This is a genomic window from Streptomyces roseolilacinus (assembly GCF_014649335.1).
Classification (GTDB): Bacteria; Actinomycetota; Actinomycetes; order Streptomycetales; family Streptomycetaceae; genus Streptomyces; species Streptomyces roseolilacinus.
The window spans coordinates 1-18,868 of the sequence record NZ_BMSV01000020.1; the positions used below are offsets into that span (position 1 = coordinate 1).

At 67.9% G+C, this 18,868-nt stretch carries 9 protein-coding genes and 7 pseudogenes; 8 read left to right on the forward strand and 8 right to left on the reverse strand.

The window, feature by feature from the left end:
* Window positions 1–185: 185 nt before the first annotated feature.
* Window positions 186–548 (reverse strand): LysR substrate-binding domain-containing protein, encoded by a 363-nt coding sequence (locus IE106_RS31050; protein WP_373296003.1) that lies wholly within the window; start codon window positions 546–548, stop codon window positions 186–188.
* 68 nt (window positions 549–616) lie between these two features.
* Between IE106_RS31050 and IE106_RS29195 the strand changes: the two genes are divergently transcribed.
* Together IE106_RS29195 and IE106_RS29200 are read left to right on the forward strand one after the other, a co-directional pair.
* Complete coding sequence (locus IE106_RS29195) at window positions 617–1,030, forward strand: helix-turn-helix domain-containing protein (protein WP_189538256.1); 414 nt, start codon at window positions 617–619, stop codon at window positions 1,028–1,030.
* A 389-nt stretch (window positions 1,031–1,419) separates the two neighbouring features.
* Window positions 1,420–1,854 (forward strand): annotated as a pseudogene (locus tag IE106_RS29200) (transposase family protein); the annotation flags it as partial.
* A 324-nt stretch (window positions 1,855–2,178) separates the two neighbouring features.
* Here IE106_RS29200 and IE106_RS29205 read toward each other — a convergent pair.
* The 3 genes and pseudogenes from IE106_RS29205 to IE106_RS29215 form a co-directional block, all read right to left on the reverse strand.
* Window positions 2,179–3,705 carry a S8 family peptidase gene (locus tag IE106_RS29205; protein ID WP_189538281.1) on the reverse strand — a complete coding sequence of 509 codons (1,527 nt, stop codon included), beginning with the start codon at window positions 3,703–3,705 and terminating at the stop codon, window positions 2,179–2,181.
* Window positions 3,706–4,376: 671 nt separating this feature from the next.
* Window positions 4,377–5,117: pseudogene (locus tag IE106_RS29210) on the reverse strand (transposase family protein).
* A gap of 123 nt (window positions 5,118–5,240) precedes the next feature.
* Window positions 5,241–8,015: a helix-turn-helix transcriptional regulator gene (locus tag IE106_RS29215; RefSeq protein WP_189538257.1), complete on the reverse strand. Its 2,775-nt coding sequence runs from the start codon at window positions 8,013–8,015 to the stop codon at window positions 5,241–5,243.
* Between the two features lie 384 nt (window positions 8,016–8,399).
* Here IE106_RS29215 and IE106_RS31055 point away from each other — a divergent pair, with 384 nt between their 5' ends.
* A complete protein-coding gene (locus IE106_RS31055) occupies window positions 8,400–8,831 on the forward strand; it encodes a hypothetical protein (RefSeq protein WP_373296004.1) in 432 nt (143 codons plus the stop codon).
* A 26-nt stretch (window positions 8,832–8,857) separates the two neighbouring features.
* Here IE106_RS31055 and IE106_RS31060 read toward each other — a convergent pair.
* Together IE106_RS31060 and IE106_RS30885 are read right to left on the reverse strand one after the other, a co-directional pair.
* Window positions 8,858–9,399 (reverse strand): annotated as a pseudogene (locus tag IE106_RS31060) (IS701 family transposase); the annotation flags it as partial.
* 285 nt (window positions 9,400–9,684) lie between these two features.
* On the reverse strand, window positions 9,685–10,677 hold the full coding sequence (locus tag IE106_RS30885; RefSeq protein ID WP_308427911.1) for a DUF3027 domain-containing protein: 993 nt from the start codon (window positions 10,675–10,677) through the stop codon (window positions 9,685–9,687).
* Between IE106_RS30885 and IE106_RS29230 the strand changes: the two are divergent.
* Window positions 10,603–11,143, forward strand: a pseudogene (locus IE106_RS29230) (transposase); the annotation flags it as partial. The gene IE106_RS30885 and the pseudogene IE106_RS29230 sit on opposite strands and share 75 nt — an antisense overlap.
* Before the next feature lie 108 nt (window positions 11,144–11,251).
* Window positions 11,252–11,551, forward strand: a complete 300-nt coding sequence (locus tag IE106_RS29235) for a hypothetical protein (RefSeq protein ID WP_189538258.1) — start codon at window positions 11,252–11,254, stop codon at window positions 11,549–11,551.
* A 127-nt stretch (window positions 11,552–11,678) separates the two neighbouring features.
* Here IE106_RS29235 and IE106_RS29240 read toward each other — a convergent pair.
* A pseudogene (locus tag IE106_RS29240) lies at window positions 11,679–12,445 on the reverse strand (transposase family protein).
* Window positions 12,446–12,656: 211 nt separating this feature from the next.
* Here IE106_RS29240 and IE106_RS31065 point away from each other — a divergent pair.
* Together IE106_RS31065 and IE106_RS31070 are read left to right on the forward strand one after the other, a co-directional pair.
* A pseudogene (locus tag IE106_RS31065) lies at window positions 12,657–12,878 on the forward strand (hypothetical protein); the annotation flags it as partial.
* Window positions 12,879–12,898: 20 nt separating this feature from the next.
* Window positions 12,899–13,348, forward strand: a pseudogene (locus IE106_RS31070) (maleylpyruvate isomerase family mycothiol-dependent enzyme); the annotation flags it as partial.
* Window positions 13,349–13,654: 306 nt separating this feature from the next.
* Here the strand turns inward: IE106_RS31070 and IE106_RS30570 are convergent.
* Window positions 13,655–14,239 (reverse strand): hypothetical protein, encoded by a 585-nt coding sequence (locus IE106_RS30570; protein ID WP_229840899.1) that lies wholly within the window; start codon window positions 14,237–14,239, stop codon window positions 13,655–13,657.
* Between the two features lie 292 nt (window positions 14,240–14,531).
* On the opposite strand from IE106_RS30570, the gene IE106_RS29250 reads away from it, so the two are divergent.
* A complete protein-coding gene (locus tag IE106_RS29250) occupies window positions 14,532–18,302 on the forward strand; it encodes an nSTAND1 domain-containing NTPase (protein ID WP_189538260.1) in 3,771 nt (1,256 codons plus the stop codon).
* The last annotated feature ends 566 nt before the right edge of the window (window positions 18,303–18,868 follow it).

The window sequence follows — 18,868 nt, forward strand, 5'->3', positions numbered from 1 at the left end:
CCGTGAAGTACAAGGAGACCGCACGCGGCGGGCTGGCGGTCAACATCATCGAGTGCTGAGCATCACCGATTTCGCGGCTGCTCTGTGTCACTGCACGAGGCCGGCACCGTCGCGGACACCGCGCTCGCTGGCGCCGTGGTCATCGGGACGGTTGCCAGGGACGCGATGGGGCGGGCGTCCTGGTCCTATTCGCCCGCTGTTCTCGGTCCTGCTTTCAGGCTGGCGGGGGGTACGTGGTGTGCTCCTGCCGCGCTGCTGTACGGAGTGCCGCGATGGCGGCCGCGGTCGTCGGGTTGGCCGTTTCGGTGTGACGGGTCGCGGTGAACAGGAGGCGCTGGATCCGGGTGGTCCTTGATGGGGGCCGCGCTGATTCCTGGTGTGGCTGGATCGATGGCCGTCTGGGGGACGAGCGCGGTGGCGAAGCCGGACCGGGCGAGGGCGAGCTGGACGGTGATGTCGGCGGTGATGTAGCGCGTTGTGGGGGTAAAGCCGGCCTGTTGGCAGGCGTGCAGAATGACCTGTTCGCAATCGGAGGTCGGCGGTGGCACGGCGATGTGGTGCGTGGCCAGTTCGCGCAGGTCGAAGGGACGCTTGTCGGATCCGTTGCGACGCCGATGTGGAGCGCTTCAACCTCCTGGCACAGCAGTTGATCGACACCGTCGACGCCGTCTTGCTGCCCCTGTTCGCCGGCTGGCGCGCGCAGCCCGTGCCCGTCGACGACCCGGTCGGTGCGGCGACGCAACGCGTCCACGTCCTGCGGGAACACCGCGGTGCCTGTCATCTCGCGGCGGTACGCCTGTCCGGGCTGAGCGCCCGGGAGGCGATGGTCGTGCATCTCGGCGTCGAGCAGGCGGCCCACTACGGCTGGCGCGAGCCGGGTCCCGCCGCCACGGCCCTGATCCCCCGATGGCAGCGCGCCGAGCGGCTCACCAACGAGCTGCAGGCGCCGCTCTACGTTGCGCTGAGCGCCCGGCAGCGTGCCGAGTTCGCCCAGCTGGTCGACGTGTTGACCAGTGCCCGGCACTCGTGACCGTACGTCGCAGACACCAACAGGCGTTCGATACGAAAGGACGGCTGATCGTGGCCATGCTTATGGCTCATGAGGGTCGTTCGCCCTCCGTGCACCCCACGGCCTATGTTGCTCCGAGCGCCGCGCTGTGCGGGGACGTGCGCGTGGGGGCCGGGTGCCGGGTGCTGTTCGGCGCGGTGCTTACCGTCGAAGGCGGGCCGGTGGAGCTGGGCGAAGGCTGCATCGTCATGGAGAACGCGCTCCTGCGCGGCACTCGGCGAGACCCGCTGGTCCTGGGGTGGCAGGTCCTGGTGGGTCCCACCTCCTACCTGACCGGCTGCCGGATCGAGGATGAGGTCTTCTTGGCCACCGAGAGCCGTATCTTCAACGGGGCGTGGCTCGGGACCCGCATCGACCGGATCGCTGCCGACACCCCGTACTGCTCCGGAAAACACAAACGTCATGGCGTGAGCGTCCAAGTCCTCATCGCCCTTGTCGGTGGTCAGCTGCTGTGGGCCTCGTCCGCGCCGTCCGGCTCCACTCACGACCTGATCACCTCCCGCACCCATGGCATCGTCGAAGCGCTCGCCAAGGCTGACCTCAGGTGCTGGGCCGACGCGGCGTATCAAGGCGCCGGCGGCTCCACCCCGGTCCCCTTCCGCGGCCGCCGCCTCGAGCCGTGGCAGCGGCGGCACAACAGCACGCACGCCAAGACCCGCTGCCTCGGCAAACAGACCATGGTCACCCTGAAGGGCCGGCGTCTCCTGCGGAAGCTGCGCTGCAGCACCAACCGCATCACAACGATCGTCCGAGCTTTCCTCGTCCTTCATCACGCTGGCGCGTGATGAAGGACGAGGCTCAAGAACACAAGCGGCCAAATATGCAACCGGGATTCATCTGCGGCAACGATCAATGACGGCTCGCTCTTCTCACTGCGGCATCATGACCTTGCCCAGGTCCTGTCGGCAGCGCTGAAGCACTGAGCGGACTGTCGTCTGGCGGCGTCGCCCAGTTCTAGCGCCGCTACGAACGCACGGTGCCCTCATCACATGGTTGGGTTGGTGACTTGAGGTCGAAGACCGGCTGTACGGGGACATGTGTGAGCCGTGGCGAGTGTTCTCGCCACGGCTCGTGACCCGTTCAGCAGTGGTTGTCGCAGGGCGAAGCGGTCAGAACTGGAGCGACCAGGCGTTGATGTAGCCGGTGTCGTTGGTCCAGTTGTCGGTGACGCGCAGCTTCCAGGTGCCGTTGGCCACCTCGCCGGAGGCGTTGACGGTGTAGGTGGCCTGGACGTGGTCGGCGCTGTCGTTGGTGTTGTAGTCCTTCAGCAGGTATGCGGAGCCGTCGGGGGCGACCAGTTCGACCTTCAGGTCGCCGCGGAAGGTGTGGCGGATGTCGACCGTGACGGACAGGCCGGAGGGGGCGTTGCCGCTGACGCCGGTCACCGCGATCGGGGAGGTGACGGTGGCGTTGTCCGAGACGGTGTAGTCGTTGGTGTTCTCGAAGCGCGGTCCCGCGGGAGGCGGGGTGGTGGTGTCGCCGCCGATGTACAGGAGCTTGTTGGGTGATCCCTGCGTGTCGCCGATGACGTTGGAGGTGGCGTTGTTGACGATGGCTGTCTGGACCTGGGCCGGGGTGGCGGTGGGGTTGGCGGACAGGTAAAGGGCGGCCGCGCCGGCGACGTGGGGGGCGGCCATGGAGGTGCCGCTCATGGTGGTGGTGGCGTTGTCGCTGCCGGGGGCGGCGGAGAGGATGTCGGTGCCGGGGGCGAACAGGTCGGTGCAGGTGCCGTAGTTGGAGTCGGAACGCCGCTGGTCGCTCTTGGTGGCGTTGTTCACCACGATGGCTTCCTTGATGTTGCCCGGCGAGTTCCGGCATGCGTCGCTGTTTTTGTTGCCGGAGGAGACGACCCAGGTGACGCCCTTGGCGATGGAGTTCTTGACGGCCTGGTCCTGAGCGGTGTTGATGCTGCCGGTGGGGCTGTTGATGCTCATGTTGACCACGGCTCGCCGGTTGGGGTCGTTGGCGGCCTGCTCGGTGATCCAGTTGGCTGCGCTGATGATGTCGGAGTCGGCGGCCCGGTCGTCGCAGTTCAGGACTCGTACCGAGACGATCTTGGCCTTCTTGGCGACGCCGTAGTCCTTGCCCGCCACCGTGCCGGCCACGTGGGTGCCGTGGCTCATGCAGGTCTGACTGTAGGAGTCGGAGGCGAAATTGGCGCCGATCGAGGCGCGGCCTTCGAACTGCGCGTGCCCGATGCGGATGCCGGTGTCCACGATGTACGTGGTGACGTTGGAGGCCGTGTTGGGGTAGGTGTAGCTCCGGTCGAGGGTGTTGCTGCGCTGGTCGACGCGGTCGAGGCCCCAGGGCGGGTCGGTCTGGGTGCCGGAGCTGTGGGAGATGCCGTCCTGCTGGACGTAGGCGACACGGGGGTCGGCGGCCGTCTGGTGGGCGTCCTCGGCGCTCATCGCCGCCGCGTAGCCCTTCAGCACGGTCCCGTAGGTGAAGCGCACCTGACCGCCGTGCTTGCTGGTCAGCTCCTTGGAGTGCTCGTTGACGGCGGTCTTCGTCAGTCCGGTGTCCTTGAGGACCACGATGTAGCGGTCCGGTACAGGCTCGGCGGCGGCGATGACACGGCCGGCGGAGGGGGCGGGCTCGGGCGACGTGGCGGCAAGGGCGCTGGGGGTGGCCAGCATCGCGCCGACAGCGGTCGCCGCGACACCGGCGGCTATGTGCAGCAGCTTTTTACGCACGGAGGCTCCATGTGAGGGGGGACGGGCTTCTCCCGGATGGGGATGGCGAGCGTTTTACGTCAAGGCGTCTCACGCTTGGCCGGAACATTAAGCGCGCTGCAGTGCCCGTTCCATAAGGGAGCCTGTTTTACCTATACGCAGAACAATTCCGATGCCTGCGGAAGGAGTGACGCTGATCCTGCTGTGGCCGGGCACAAAGGTTCACCGGGAGATGGGGAAGGTACTGGGCTTCCGCCGTCTGGTCGGGGCCGGGAGGTGTCGGGCAGGACAGACCGATGGCGAAGACGGCTGGAAGGCGGGCTGCCTGCGGCGCCCTGCCATGCGGCTAGTGACGCAAGTAGGTATGCGGCAGGCATCGAGCTGTAAAGCCGTTCGCACCCTGTTCATCCGGGCAGAACGCCGCGGCCCGGGTACCGCCGTCTCGCGGCTTTGTCATACGGGCCGGCACCCGGCCATACCCTTATGGCTCCCTCAGGACCGGAACCTGCGGTCTTTCGATCACTTGGGCATGAGCTACACGCGAACAAAGGGTGCAAAATCGGGCGATATTTATCAGAATGCCCGGTTTTGCTTCTCGGTGTGCTTGCGGACTTCTGCACCGTACTGAGCCGTTTTCATCCTGCATAGCTGCAGGTCAGGGGTGTGTGAACGGCTTGGACAATGATGCCGGTGCGGCGGGTGCAGCACCTGGCCCGGTGAAGGATCCGCGAGGGCTTCAGCTGCGCGAAGGCTCGTTCGCCGGGAGCTCTCAGCCGTGCATGGTCGCGGTTGAACTGCTGGTAATCCTCGGGCTGTTCGCGGTGGTTCTTGTAGGGGTTGCGGACGGTGATGCCGGCGCCCTGGTAGGCACGGTCCACGAGAACGAGGATCTCTCTGATGAGACAGGCTTGGAGGATGCCGTAGGCCCGGGACACGGCCAGATTGTGGGTGCGGCCCAATGTTGCGCGGGAGAACCACGGCGGTGTGCCGTCAGGTGGACGGTGACTTGCACATTCATGCCGTGCTTGTGGCGCTTCATCGAGCAGTACAGCGGCGATCTGGTCGATGGGGATCAGGATGCCGTCAACTTTACCCAGGCCGGTCAGGGCGGCGTCGACGTAGCGCCAGACCGTCGAGGCCGAGACGCTGAAGCCGGCTGCCAAGCTGGGCAGCGTCTCGCTCTTGCGCAACTGCACCAGCACGAGCAGGACCTGCCGGAAGCAGCTCGGCTTCCGCCACCGCGAGCGACATTCACGCCCTCGTGCGTAGATGGGCCAGGAAACATGCTCGACCAGCTCATGCGCGACCTCGACGATGGCATGATACGGGACCAAGCGAGGCTCCTCGGACGATGCGTGGTGCGCAGAGAACACCACCGCAACGACCAAGAGCCTCGTTTCGTCGCGCCCCCTGCTGACCTGCCGTTTCACTCCACAGAGACAGGATGAAAACGGCTCACGATCGATCTGCAGGATGGGCGCAGCGCCTTGCAGGGCTTGTCACGGCCGGAGGCGCTGGAGGTCTTTCCGGGAGAGTGCGCCGATCTTGCGTATGGCACGAGCGATGTGCTGCTCCACTGTCCGGGGGGAGATATGGAGAGTTGAGGCGATCTCTCGATTTGTCAGTCCATTTGCCGCAAGCTGGCTCACCTCCATCTCTCTGGAGGTGAGCCGCTCGGTCTGCGAGGCCCGACCTGGGGGCCGCCCTCTTTTCGCCGGCTGCCAGGTGCGCAGCAGAGCCCGGGCGCGAGCGGCATCCCATGTCGCGCCCAGTTCTGCGAACTGCTCGGTGCAGGTTTCCAGCTCGCTGATTGCACGGGCTGCAGCAGCCTGGTCCGCTTCGACACCCGTGGTCTTCCTTCCGGAGGCTGCAGTCATGCCGGTTGGTCCCCTGGACGTTGTGGGTACGCTTGGCCCGTGCGCTTCGAGCGTGCAGCGTGCCGCGCTTTCCACGAGCAGGGCCTGGACGTAGGGCCGAGGCAGCGTGCCGTAGGCAATTGAGGCTTCCCGATAGAGCTTTGCCGCCTGGATCAGCTCGTCGCCTTGTTGCTTCTTGCCCTGCGCTTTCACTTCGGTCAGTACGGCCTCGCTCCAGATGAGTGCGGCTTTTGCGGCGGGGGCATCCTGTTCTGAGATGCCAAGGGCGAAGTCGCGGATCATGGCCTGAGCGGTGTCCGTGTCGCCTGTACGTGCGGTCGCTTCCACGGCCCAGGGAGCGAGTTCAGCTACCCATGCCCATACTCCCTTGACCGTTGCGTTGGCCCATGCCCTGCGGGCCTGTTCCGCGGCGGTGGGAAGGTCCTGGCGTGCCAGGGCAAGACGGATCAGGGCGCCGGAGACTGTCGCGGCCAGCGGGGTGGGCATGTTCTGCCAGGGGATTTCACTGCTCTCGGACAACCAGGACAGTGTGGCTCCCCAGTCCCCTTGAGTGAAGGAGATAAGGCTTCGTACTACGCGGGCGTCGAAGGCGATGACGGGCATGTCGGCGGTCGCGGTGATGAACTTTTCACATTGGTCGGCCAGGCCGGCCCACTGCCCGGTCCACCACTTCAGCAGCAGTTGTGTCCCCAGTGCGGTGTGCTCGGTGTAGGGCGCGCCGCTTTGCGCGGACAACTTGAGGCCCTGGTCCAGGAAGTCTTCTGCCCGTTCGTAGGAACCCAGCCAGGCAGCGGCGTCTGCTGCATTGCACAGACCGCGTGCAACATGCCGCACGCACGCGGGATCAGTACTGTCGGTGAGCAGTGCGTCCAGCAACTTCCACGCGTGGTGATCGCCGCAGCTTATGGTGAACCAGACATGGTTTGCCAGGACTGCGGCATGGAGGGTTTGATCCCCACTGGCGTTCGCGACTGACAGGGCTTTCTGCAGCCACTGCCGGTGAACCTCGAGCGAGGGGCCCGGCCAGTACGGCATGGCTAGTGCCGCCATCGCTCGTCCCGCAAGATCGGGCCGGACTCCGTCGAGTTCGGCCGCAGCAACTTCGAGTTCATGCCATCCGCTAGCGAACCTGCCCAGTTGGTTGCACAGCATCAGCCCCAGATCGAGACGCAGCTCGCCGCGCAGGGCCACGGGCAGGGTCGTATCCCGCACGATCTGTGCCAGAACCGCGACGGTCTGGTCCGAACGCAGTCCGGTCACAGCGCTGCGTGCCAGTAGCGGTGCCAACCGGGCACGAGCTCGTGGTGGGACCAGAGGTGAGGCCAGGGTCTGCTCCAGCAGAACGATCGCCTGCTGATGGCGGCCTGCTTCCACTGCCGCACGGGCCGCCTTCTCCACGGACCGCAGCCAGCCACGGCCTCCGCCGGCCGCTTTACGGTGAGCCGCTACAGCAGCCCACGAAGGAGGCTGCCTGCGAGTCAGGACCTCCGCGGCTCGTTCGTGCAGAGTTCGCCGGACCGGCCCCGGAATGCAGGTACGAACAGCCAGCGCGGCGAGAGGGACGGAGAACCCGTACCGGTCCGCGTCCAGCTCCACCAGCACTCCGGTTGCCAAGGCTGCAAGCAAGGCGTCATGGCCCTGCGTCGCCTCAAGGCCTGCGGCGGTGACCAGTTCGTTCTGGCTGGCAGGCTCATCGAGGACTGCGGCCGCCCACGCGACCGGCTGATGGGCGAGAGGCATGGCAGCCACCCGGCCCAGGACCAGTTCAGTAAGCCGGACCGGCACTCCCACCGCGTCGACATCCTCGGCCGTGTAGGCAGGCTCACCTTGCCGCTTCATCGCCGACAGCAGATCGACAACCACTTGGGGAACTCCGCCAGACCGCTCGTGAAGTCTGCCCACCGCATCTGCTGCGCAGCGGCCTTCCAGCGTCTTTGCCGCGACCCTGCGGATGCGTTCCTCACCCCAGACCTGCAGGCGATGCCTCAGCACGGTCAGGCCGGGCGGGTACATCACCGCCGGTGCGCCCAGAGGCAGAGCCGGAAAGGCAAGTTCCTCCGGTCGGTAGGTCACCACAGCCGCCAGACCAGGCCACGGTCTTTCCAGTACGCGGCGCAGGCGTTGCCGCTCTTCCTCGGTAGCCCGATGCGCATCGTCGACCAGGAGCAGCAGAGGCCCCTCCTGTGATTGCTCCTGCGGCTGTGTTTCCGCTGTTCCGCACAGCCACCACAGCACACGATTGGCCGCTGCGGCTTCACACGAAGCGTTCAGCTTTTTCAGCAGATGGCTCTTCCCGGTGCCGGCGACACCTTCCACCAGGACAAGCACCGATTCGGCCACACCGGGGACGAGCGCGTGCGTCACGGTGCGGCCGATGAAATCGTGTGTCGTCATCATGCAGTCGTCCTTGCCTTCTGCTTCTGCACGCCAGTCACATCAAGACCACCAGGTAAGCGAAACCGCTCGTCGCCATGCACGCACCGCCTGAACGCCTTGTGGAAGGGGGTCTCAGCAACGGCCACAGCTTAGTACTCCAGCAGCGTTTCGCGTCCTGAGCTGCGCTTTCGATAGTGGCAGTGGCGGGCGACGGCCTGGCGTTGTCTTCGCCAGGCCGACCATTTCAGTGTGTGGGTGACGGGGTCGCGGCCGGCTCGCGGGGGGGCAGAGCGTCCAGGAGCCGCCTGATCCCTGCCGCGGTGAGCGGGACGAGGGCCGATCCGTTTCCGCAGCCCCCTTTGCGGTGTCGCTCTGGGCTTGGGCGGCGAGTGCGGCCAGGACCGCGTGGGCGAGCATGGCCAGAGTGATGTGCCGGTACCAGCCGGTGTAGCGGCGGACCTCGTACTCGTCCAGGCCGCATTCGTTCTTCGCGGCCTGGAAGCACTCCTCGATCGCCCAGCGGGAGCCGGCGATGCGGGCCAGTTCGGCGATCTTGATGCCGACTGGGGCGTAGGTCAGATAGGAGGCGAGTCCGCCGGGATCGGACAGGCTGCGGCGAGCCATCACCCAGCGGTGATGGGTGGGCGGATCGAGGTCGAAGATGAGGTGGGCGGGCAGCTTGGCCGCTGCCCGGTCGTAGATCCGCGAGCCCTTGGCCCCGTCACCGCAGGACAGCCACTGCCAGGCATCACCGGGTGCCTCGTCGATGAGCTGGTCGACGCGCCAGATGCCGGCCAGGGACTTGATCTGCTGGGTCTGGGCACCGCCACCACATAGCCGATGTCTAGCTGTTCGAGCAGGCGGCGGAAGTGCCAGTCCTGCCCGTAGGCCTCGTCCGCGGTGACCCACTTGGCGGGCAGGCCAGTGGCCAGGCAGCGGCGGGCGATGTTCCGGGCCAGCTCTCCCTTGGTCGCGAAGTCGCGTTCATCGGGGATCTTCGCCGCCCGGCAGCGGTCACGATCGGGGTCCAGGCTTTGAGCAGGTAGAGCTCCCGGTCGACCAGGGCCCGGCCCGAGCCGGCGGCGTAGGCGGCGAACACGCCGATCTGGCAGTTGTCGATCTTTCCCGAGGTGCCGGTGTACTGCCGGCCGACCCCGGCCGAGGTGGTGCCCTTCTTGACGAACCCGGTGTCGTCGATGATCAGCACACCACCGGGCCCGAGGCGTTCGGCCACGTAAGCGCGGACATCGTCCCGCACGGCGTCCGCGTCCCAGCGGTTGCTGTTCAACAGCCGCTGGAAGCCGTCCGGAGTGCGGTGACCTGCCCATTCCGCGAGCTGCCAACCGTTCTTCCGTGCCGCTTGGCCCAGCAGACCGCGCACGTAGTCCCGCACCGCATCCGCCACCGCAGATCCGCCCGAGCGAACCGGCCCGCCACCCGAGCGAACACCGACTCCAACTCTGCTTCCCAACCAGCGACTTCAGTCATCCCCTCCATGCCAGGGCAACGACAACCGGCAGCTCAGGACACGAAGCGCTGCTGGAGTACTGACTCGCTGCGCCTGTCTGCGGTCGCCTGTACGCCCCCGCTGTGTCCCCCGGCCGGTGCCCTGTGGCGGTGAACCGCGCGAAGTCCGGGATCCAGGTTGCGAGGGATCTTGCGCGGTCCGGTGGAAGCTTGCGAAGGAGGTTCAGCCGAAGGAGCCGTCAGCCCGAGTGGTGAAGTGCTCGCAACCATCGTGCTCGAATCGCACCCGCCCGTCGAAACCCGAGCCGGCCTGAGTGCAAGCTCCCCAGTCCCGCCCCAGCTTCCCGCTCAACGCCACCCAGAACTCACAGCCGCCGCACTGTGCGTCATACCACGCATCCCGATAGCCGGGCGTTGCGGTAGACCGGTTAACCAGCCGCAGCCAGCGCTCGTGAACCAGATCGTTGTGGCCGGAGTCATTGCCGGTCCACGGCCCTCGGGACATGCCGCTCCCCCATCCTCCCGTCGGATTCGCAAGGACAATCTGCGCGGAGTCCACCTCCGGATGCCAATGAATTCCTGCGAATCCATGGTCACCGCCGCAGGCTGTCGCACCCTCCAACCAGACAGGACAGCCGGTGGCCTGGGCGCCCCCGGTCCGTGGCCGCGAAAACGCGGCGCACCTCTGGCACTCTGTTCGCCTACGGTTTCGTCCGTGACGAATCTTGAGCAGCAGCCCGGCCCCGACACCGAGGACCAAGAGCACGACGGCGACGTCCTCGCGTGCGCGAGAGGGTTTTCGTGAGCGAGCGGTTGAAGACGACGTGCGCCTGGTGCGGTGAGCGGATCGTGTATGCGGATGCCGGTCGGCCGCCGGAGGACTGCCGTGACTCGCACCGCAAGCGGGCCTCGGAGGTACGCACGGCACAGCGGCGCGCGGCCCGGCCGGTCGACCAGGGCGGGCAGACGGCCGAGCCCGTGCGCGCAGTCGTCGAGCGGACCGAGACGGTGACGCGCACGACGGTGCGCCGCGGCCCGGCGAAGCCGCGGCTGCCGGAGGACATCTACGAGTGGCAGCACGCCCTCGTGCAGTTGCAGAACGCGGTGCGGGACCCGGCGACATCGCCGCCAAGGCCGTCGAGAGGCCGCACAGTCCCAGTTCACTTCCCTGCCGGGCGAGAAGCGGGCCGCAAAGTTGGTCTGCGACCTCGTCCATCAGCTGCTGTTCCTGGATGAACGGATCAGGAACAACGATCGGGAAATCCGCGAGACCTTCCGCACCGACGAACGCGCCGAAACCATCGAATCACTGCCCGGCATGGGCCCGATCCTGGGCGCTGAGTTCGTCGCCATCGTCGGCGCCTGACCAGCTACAAGGACGCAGGCCGACTCGCTTCCCACGCTGGCCTGGCCCCGGTTTCCAAAGACTCCTGCCGCCACACCGGTAACTACCACCGACCCAAGCGCTAACACCGGCGCCTACAGCACGTTCTCTAACTGTCCGCACAGTCCGCGATAATGAGCCCCAGCCCCTCCAGGGACTACTACCTCAAGAAGCGAGCCGAGGGTCTGCTCCACACCCAAGCCCTGCTTGCACTCGCGCGCAGAAGGGTCGACGTGCTCTGGCGATGCTGCGTGACAAGCGGTTGTTCACCCCTGTTGTACCAGCCATGTCGACGTAGCTTCGCGCCTCGTTTCAGGGCTGCGGAGGGCATGGTGCTGTTCGCCTGTAACACTGTTCCCGTAAGCACCGTGCGGGCGGTGCCAAGGGGGAAGGAACTGATCCCAGGATGTCCCGATGGATCGTGCTGGCCGTCCCTGTTGACGGCGTTGCCGAGGCGAGTCGTGACGCGCGCACGGTCGTGGAATTGGAGGGCAGTCCGGAAGAGGCAACGGCGGCCCTCATACAAACGGTGAACACCTATGAGCACAGCATCCGGAAGGTACGCCGCCGAGGAATCTTCAAGTGCTCCGACCGGTCGTACTTCCTTCGCCTCCGAGGGCGCATAGCAACGTACGGCTTCCTTATCCAGCTTGCTGAACTGGTGCACGACTCCGACGCATCAACTGTGCCCCAACCCTTCACCTGATGCCAGGAATGAGCACCTTCACGCAGCAGTCAATCCGACAGAAAAGGGCACAACGGTCACCCTGAGGTTTACTTTGAGCTCGCCCACCTTGCCAACGACGGCTTGACACACTGAGCCTTTTTCATCCTCACCCTGAGCGGGTCAGAAGCAGGGTGAGGACGGCCTGTGGACGAGGCTGGTGATCCGGGTGGTCGAGCACCGCAGTTTGCGAAGGAGTTGCCAGGACTCGAGGGTGGCGACAGCCTGCTCGACGAGGGCTCGGATCTTCGCGTGGGACCGGTTGACCGCCTGCCGGCCTGCGGAGAGGGTCTCCCATCGTCCCCGGCACGGGATGCGGACGGTGCTGCCGGCGCCTCGGTACCCCTTGTCGGCCCAGCACGGGATGCCGGCCTCGGCCAGGGCGTCGACGATGCCGTGTTCGCGGGCCGCGCGGACGGCGTGGACGGCGCCGGGCAGGGCCGGTGAGGCCCACAGCAGCCGGCCGAAGGGGTCGGCGATGACCTGCACGTTCATGCCGTGCCTCTTGTGCTTGCCGGAGTAGAACGGCCGGTCCGCGGCGATGCGGTCGATGGGCAGGAGGGTGCCGTCCAGGATCAGGTACGCCTTCGCCGACGCGGTCCGCACCGCGTCGGTCAGGCCGGGGGCGAGAGCGGCCAGGAGCTCGACTGCTTCGGTGACGTAGCGGTAGGCCGTCGTGGTGCCGATGCCGAATCCGGCAGCGAGCTGGGCATAGGTGTGGCCCATCCGCAGATGGGCGAGGGTGAGCAAGGCCTGGCGGCCGGCGGTCAGGCGCCGCCACCGGGAGCCGGTCGTGCGGCGGTGGCGCCGCAGCTGCTGCGTGAGGAAGCGGAGGGCGGAGCTGGACACGTCGACGCCCGATGGGTAGACAAGCACGTGAAGCCTCTGGTGGAGACGGTTCTCTTGGTCGAAAACCCATCTACCAGGGGCTTCGCCACGTTGTCAGCCCAACTGCCCGACTTCACGGGCAGATTGGAAAAGGCTCAGTCACCGGACTCCATGCCGGACAGCCTCTCGGGTGGTGGAGGGGCTCGGGGGGCTCCGACGGCCGAGGTCGGGTCATCGCCCCGAACATCCGTCGGATACCGTGATACGGAGACCAACTTCCACAATCGACCGATTCGGGGGAGGAGGCGGAAGTGCGCGATCCGGAGGCCCTGACGCGGATGGCGGAGGCGACGAACCGCTTCGCCGCCACGGTCCGGTCGCCGACCGGCCGGAGACGCGGCAGCCGTCGCTGGTCCCGCCGTGGACGCGCGGGCATGTCGTCACCCATGTCGCCCGCGCCACCGACAGCCTGTGCCGCCTGCTCCGCTCGGTCCGTACGGGGTGGAGACGCCGCAGTACGCGAGCGCGGAGGTGCGGGCGGCGGAGATCGAGGCAGGCGCGGACCGCCCGGTGGAGGAGCTGGTGGCGGACGTCCTCGACACGGCGGCCCGCTTCGACCGCGAGATACGGGCCCTGCCGCCAACGGCCTGGCAGGCGGAGGTCCGTATGCGCACGGGCGAACTGCGCACCCCGGCCGACCTGATCCTCATCCGCATCCGGGAACTGGAGGTCCACCACGCGGACTTGGCAGCCGGCTACACCTTCGAGGACATCCCGCCGGACACGGTGCGCCGGATCATCGACGACATCGTGGCCGCCCTGCGTCGCCGAACCGACGTACCACCCATGACCATCAAGGCCACGGACACGGACCTCACCCACACCCTGACCCCGGACGCGGGTCCCACGGTCAGCGGCCCCCAAGCCGCCCTGCCGGCCTGGCTGACAGGCCGCGCCAAGGACGCCCCCTCCAGGCCGCCCCCGGTGACCTCCCTCCACCTCCCTCCTGGATCTGACCCCCGCGCGCCCACCGGCCCCGGCCGCGTCCGGACCGGCGACGAACAGGAACCCCGCGGACTGCGCCCGGACCCTCCTCACGCCCTCGGCGCGGACGCCCGGCCGGGCGCACCGCACACGGGAAGTGCCTTCCGCCTGGGACGGACACACCGTTCGGTACGTGTCAGCGTCCCCGCGCGGAAGGCACTCCCGCGTGCCGGCCCGGTACGTGGATTCGACCTCAGCCGGGAAGCGGCCGGGTCAGCAGGGCTTCACGTACCCGACCCCGCGCCACTGGCCGTGCGTGGTGCCCCAGGGGGCCGGCTTCGTGGAGCCCAGCCACTTCTTCGTGGGGCTGTACCAGTCGCCCACGCGGCCGCGCTTCTGGTTGTTGTACCAGGAGCCTCCGCTCTTCCAGCTGCTCGGCTTCTTGTGGAAGACGCACGAGAACCACTCACGCTCCGCGCCGGTGTATCCCCTTCCCGAGTAGCCGCACAGGGCCTTGTAGGTGCAGGTGTGGGCCTTGGCCGCCTTCTTGCCGCTCTTGTCCAGCTCGCGTGCGTACTTCTCACCCGGCAGAGGCAGCAGCAGCCGGCCGTCCGCGTACCGGATCTCGTTGGCGGCGGTCTGCTTGCCGCCGTCCTGGGCCAGGGCCGCGTCGACCGCCTTCTGCAGCGCCGTCGCCTCCGCCGCCGTCAGACCCGCCGCCACCGCCTGGGCCCGGAAGGCGGACCGGCCCGAGTCGACGGACGCGGTGCCGTCCGCGAAGGCCGCGGGAGTGGCGAGGGCAGCAGTGACCAGGAAAGCGGAACCGATGGCCACCGACAGACGGTTTCCTCGTTTCATGACGCAAAGTCCCTTCACATCGTGGATCGATCGAGCAGGCACCCGCGGTGCTCCCCGGAGGAGGTCACGGACACGTCCGACGCGTCACGCCGGTGCCTGCGGGGCGGCCGCTGTGGTCGTCCCAGTTCGAGTCCACCGGGTCCCTGGTTGTTGCACAGCCCTCTCCGAGACATGAAACAAAGCAGGTCAGCTGATGGGGTTGGCGAAATGACCGCTGTCCCGGCGCCATGGGGGCGTGCTGGAATGAGACGCCGCCGCCGGTGACGCGGGCGGCACGGGGGAAGGAAGCGACATGGGGCGTCCGGAGACGGACCTCGATCCGGCACAAGGGCCGGTTCCGCGATTTGCGTACGAGTTGCGCCGGCTGCGGCAGGAGGCGGGCGGAATCCCCTATCGGGAGATGGCCCGGCAGGTGGAGGTCTCGGTCTCCACCCTCTCGAGAGCGGCCAAAGGGGAGCAGCTGCCCTCCCTTTCGGTGACGCTTGCCTATGTGGCGGCTTGCAAGGGCGACACCGCCGAGTGGGAGAAGCGGTGGAAAGCCGTGGCCGCGGAGGTGGCCGCCGCTCCGCGCGCCGCCGACGGCGAGGAGCCGCCCTACCGCGGGATGACCCGCTTCGAACCCGGCGACAGCGAACTGTTCTTCGGGCGCGAGCAGGTGGTGGACGACGTGCTCGAACGCCTTCGCGCGCGCCGTTGCGCGGCCGTGCTCGGGCCGTCCGGCAGCGGCAAGTCGTCCCTGCTGCGAGCCGGTGTCGTCCCCCGTCTGCGCCGCCCGGAGCCGCCGGAACCGGGCCCGGCCGCCCTGCGCATCCTGACTCCGGGGCAGCACCCGGCGCGTACGCACATCGGCAAGCTGGAGCCCGCCGGACCGGGGCCGACCTACGTGCTGGTGGACCAGTTCGAGGAGCTGTTCACCCTCTGCGCCGACCCGGCGGAACGGGAGCGGTTCATCCGCCGGCTGCTGGCCGCCCGGCACCCCGACAGCAGGCTGCGTGTGGTGCTGGGCATACGCGCCGACTTCTACGGCCACTGCCTGCGCTACCCACACCTGGTGGACCTTCTGAAGGACGCGGCCGTGCCGGTGGGGGCGATGGGCCCGGCGGAGCTGAGGCAGGCGATCGTCAAGCCCGCCGCCACCCGGAACGTGATCGTGGAACGCGCCCTCACCACACGCCTCGTCGAGGAGATCGCCGACGAGCCGGGCGGTCTGCCGCTGCTCTCCCACGCCCTGCTGGAGACCTGGCACCGCCGCTCGGGAAGAACGATGACGCTGCGGGCCTACGAAGCCGCAGGCGGTGTGCGCGGCGCCATCGCCCAGACCGCGGAAGACGTCTACGGATGTCTCTCCCCCGAGCGCGCCGAGCTGGCGCGGCTGATCCTGCTGCGCCTGGTCACCCCCGGCGAGGGCGCCCAGGACACCCGCCGGCCGGTGAACCGCGCGGAGCTGGACTTCGCCCCCGAGGAGGAGGTCGGCGCCGTACTGGACCGTCTGATCGACGCCCGGCTGCTGACCGTGGACGACGGCACGGTCGACCTCGCCCATGAGGCTCTCATCACCGCCTGGCCCAGACTGCGCGGATGGGTCGACGAGGGCCGCGACCGCCTGCGTGCCCATCGGCGCCTCACCGAGGCGGCCAGGGCCTGGGACGACCTCGACCGCGATCCCGGCGCCCTGTACCGGGGCACCCGCCTGGAGACCGTCGAAGAACTTTTCGGCACCGCGACGCACGGCGCCGCCCTCACCTCGCTGGAGCGCTCGTTCCTGGACGCCGCCCGCAGTGCCCGCACACGCGACCGCCGCCGTCGCCGCGGCATCGCCACCGCCCTGGCCGCCCTGATGGCACTCGTCTTGGTCGCGGGCGTCGTCGCCTGGCAGGAGGGCCGTACCAGTGATCGGAGAAAGGTGGAGGCTGAGGCACGTCGGATCGCGGCCGTCGCGGACAGCATGCGGTTCTCGGATCCGGTGAGGGCCATACGGCTGAGCGTGGCGGCCTTCAGGCTCGCTGACACGGCGGAGACGCGATCGGCGCTGCTCAGTGCGGCGATGCAGAGGGAACTGGACGTTTTCACCGTGCCCGACCCCGAGGAAGGGCAGGCCGTCCACCACTTGACGGCGGACGGCCGGACCCTGACGACCGTCACGCCTCGGCGCGTCGTGACCTGGGACGTGCGCACCCATCGCCGGACACACACCTACCCGGGAATCGGCCGGCCTCGTGAGGACGACGACATCGAGAGCTCGACCCGCGTGAGCCCGGACGGCCGGATCATCGCGTTGCTGGGAGAGGACCGCGTACGGCTGTGGGACGTACGGTCCGGGCGGGTGACACAAGAGGTCAGAAGCCCAGGGATGCCCCTGGAAGCCGTCTTCGGCCCGGACGGCCGCACTCTCGTCGTCCTGGGCGACGACATCGAGGTGTGGGACCTGCCGCGGAGCAGGCAGATCCTGCGGGTTCCGTTGTCACAGGAGGACAACATCCAGGACATGACCGTCAGTGCGGACGGCCGGTTGCTGGCCGTCTGCGGCGACCGGGAGCCCCTGCGGATCTGGGACCTCACCGAACGGCGCAGGGTCCGCCTGCCCCGGGCGGCGGAGGTGGCATCGTCCTCCTGCCGGCGGCACACCTTCGCCCTGCACCCTGCGGGTGACCTGCTGGCCCTGGCGACCGCCACCGGGATCCGCACGTGGGAACTCGCCTCCGGCCAAGAGCTGCTCGGACTGGACGTCGAATCGGTGGAGGCTCTGCGATTCAGCGCCGACGGCAGGTTCATCGCCGTCGTGACCGGCGTCGACGAAATCCAGCTGTGGCGTACACCGGCGCGTCAGGAAAGCCTTCTCACACAGGACCCGGTTTTCCGCCACCCCTTGCTGAGCGAGTCGGCGTACGCCCTGCGAGTGGACGTCGCGCAGGGCGTCATCCGGTACGCATCCCGAAACGGTACGACTGTACGGTCGCTGCACCTGGGGCAGACGGTGACAGACCGGTGGCGGGCCGACCCTGCCAGTGCAGGGAAGTGGAGCGAAGACGGAAGAACGCTGGCCGTCCTGCATGTCAAAGGAGGACAGCGGAAGCTCGAATTGCTGAACGGGCGCACCGGACGTCTCATCTCCGCACTACCTGGTGCCGTGTGCCCGTCGGCATATCTGGGGCTGTGCACCGAGGTGATGTCGTTCAGCGCCGACGGCAGGTACTTCGCCTACGGTCCGGCTCGGAGCGCCTACTCCCCGGAGGCCCCGCCCCATCAACAGATCACCGTCTGGGACGTGGTCAACCGCCGTCGACACGCAAGCCTCGTTCTTCCCCAGGTGAAGGAGGACGGCTCGCAGCCTGGCATCTCCCGTATCGCCCTGAGCGCCGACGGCCGGAGGATGGTTGTGGCCCGTACTCTGCCGGACTCGCTCGAACTGTGGGACGTACGACAGGCGAGGCTTCTGCGGACGGTGCCGAGGTTCGCGGGTCCGCTGGACGCGGGCCCGCTGGACGGTGCGGAACTGGCTTTCCGCTCCGACGGCGGCAAAGTGGTGTCCACCGGCAACGGTGTTGCCGACCTGCGTTCCGGGCGGGCCAGCCGACTCCCGCTAGGCGATGAGCAGACAACAACGGTGGCCTTCAGCAGGGACGGCAGGTACCTGGCCGTGGGCGACCTACAAGGCAGGGTGACGATCTGGGACGGAGACCTCCGCCGGCGCCTCGGAGTCCTGGCAGGCGCCAACACCGGAGGGCGGCACGGCTACGGAGCGTCCGTGACCGCGCTGGCCTTCTCACCTGACAGCGGTCTCCTGGCCGTCGGAGGTAACTACGGCGCCCTTCAGATATGGGACACCGCGTCGAACCAGGCCGTCGGCTCAGCCCTCCCCACCCCCGGCGACCATGTCCTCTCGCTGGCCTTCGGCACGAGCGGCAAGACCCTTCACGCCGCCGGCACCCACGTCCTCCTGCAAAAGTACGACCTCAACCAGGCCCACCTTCTGAAGCAGGCGTGCGCGCGCGCCAGGGGCGGTCTCTCCCCGACGGACTGGAGGACAGACCTTCCCGGTGTGCCCTACCGCAAGACATGCTGAACGACGCATCCGCACAGACATGCACATGGCGACGCCGGGGCCAAGGGCCGGACGGCTCGCGCAGGGGCGCCGGGCACTCCACAAGCTGGTCTTCGAACGGGCTCTGGTACACAGGGTCTGACCAGGTTCGGGACATATCGCGATGGCACACTGCCCGACCATCGCCGACCGGGTGGACGGCCAAGGGGAGCGTGGCAGACGGCGGCTGGATGGCAGCGGGCGGGCTACCGGGTCGGCCCGTCCGTCCGAGACGGGACAGGTCGGTCCGGGCAAAGCGGTGTCTTGGATAGCCGGGTTCGGTGGCCCTCAGGACCGGCCAACCCGGGCCGAAGGCCGTCCGAACGGAATGATCACGGCTGATACCACCGCACCACCGCGCCGCGCGTACCGGTTGCTGTCCGCCTACAAGGACTTCCGTGCGCTCCTCTTCTCCGACAGCAACCTGTCGGAGAAGAGGAGGTGGCAGGGTGCTGTCGAAGACCTTCGCAGAAGGGCGCCGGCCCCGGGACGGTGACCCGCCGGAGCGACTGACCGAGTCCCCTTCCGGCTGTTCTGGCGCTGCCGTC